Origin of the sequence: Pseudomonas sp. NPDC090203 (genome assembly GCF_044746765.1) — a bacterium.
In the GTDB taxonomy this organism is placed as follows: domain Bacteria; phylum Pseudomonadota; class Gammaproteobacteria; order Pseudomonadales; family Pseudomonadaceae; genus Aquipseudomonas; species Aquipseudomonas putida_AD.
The window spans coordinates 381,647-382,873 of record NZ_JBIVCV010000002.1 but is presented as its reverse complement, the minus strand read 5'-3'; the positions used below and the strand labels follow the sequence as shown (position 1 = coordinate 382,873).

Sequence of the window (1,227 nt, the reverse complement as noted above, 5' to 3'; positions counted from 1 at the left end):
GTGGCGGGGGCGGCCCCGCGCGGGGGTGTTTAATGACAGTTTTGCCCCCCACCCCCCCCCCCGGGGGGGCCCCCCCCGCTCCTACAGGTTTGCGGTGCGTCAGAAATTGCGGTGAGCCAAGGGTTGCAGCGAATTGGCCTCAATGCTTCTTGAACGAATAAAACAGATTCGGCTCGCTGACCAGATACAAGGTCCCGTCTGCCCCCATCGCAATACCCTCCGCCTGCGGCACGCTCTTGCCCAGCCTCATGCTGCCTTTGCTCAACGACACATTGCCCACCGGCCGGCCCGTGGTGTCCAGCTCCAGGATCTGCCGCGACTCATCGGACAGCGCCAGCAAGTGGCCGCTGATTTCATCGAACTGCAAGCTGGAAAGATCACGCACGAACAACCCGGCATCACGCTGTTTGCTCGACGTCACTTCAAGAGTACTCGGGGTGCTGTCATCGGGATTCGGGAAGCCCCGCACTTCAAGGATCTGTACCGGCTTGCGCTCCTTGGCGACAAACAGGCGCTTACCCTTGTTGTCGTAGGCAAGCCCCTCGAAACCGCTGTTGCCCCCGGCATTGATACCCAGGGTCAGTTGCTCGGCGTCGGCGGCATCGAGAAACCGCGTGTCATCATCCACTTGCACCTTGATCAGCCGCTGGCTGTGCTCATCGCTGATCACATAAATGCCGGGGCTGATGTACTCCACAGCTTCCGCATCGCCAAACCCGGTCAGGGGAATGCGCCGAAGAATACGGCCTTCCAGATTCAGCTCGACCAACTCGGGGTCTTTGTTGGTCACGGTAAACAGGGTGTTGCGATCGGGGTCGAAGCTCAGGGCCGAGACGTTGTCTTCCAGGCCTTCGATGGTTCGGGCTTCGATCACCACTTCATAGTCATCAAGCCCCATCGCCTGTGCATCACTGGCCTGCCAGAACACATGCCAGTTGAACCACACCCGCTCGACCACGCGGTATTCGCGCACGACGATGAACGACAACGCCAGCGCAAGCACGGCCAGCAAGGTGAGCAGCACCGTTTTGAAAGGGGACGGGCGAAGCATGTACGGAGCTCGGTTTCAGATGGGGGCGCATTAATATCACCCTAGTCTGAAACCAGACTTAAAACCCAGCACCCAAACAGTTCTGTAGGAGCGGGGGGGGGCCCCGCCGGGGGGGGGGGGGGGGGGGGGGGGGCCCCCCCCCCCCCCAACACGGGGCCCCCCCGCGCCACAAAAAC

General features: G+C 61.6%; 1 protein-coding gene. It reads right to left on the bottom strand.

Going from position 1 to position 1,227, the window contains the following annotated elements:
- Nucleotides 1-139: 139 nt before the first annotated feature.
- Complete coding sequence (locus tag ACIPO9_RS04640; RefSeq protein WP_400779080.1) at nt 140-1,051, bottom strand: SdiA-regulated domain-containing protein; 912 nt, start codon at nt 1,049-1,051, stop codon at nt 140-142.
- Between the last annotated feature and the right edge of the window lie 176 nt (nt 1,052-1,227).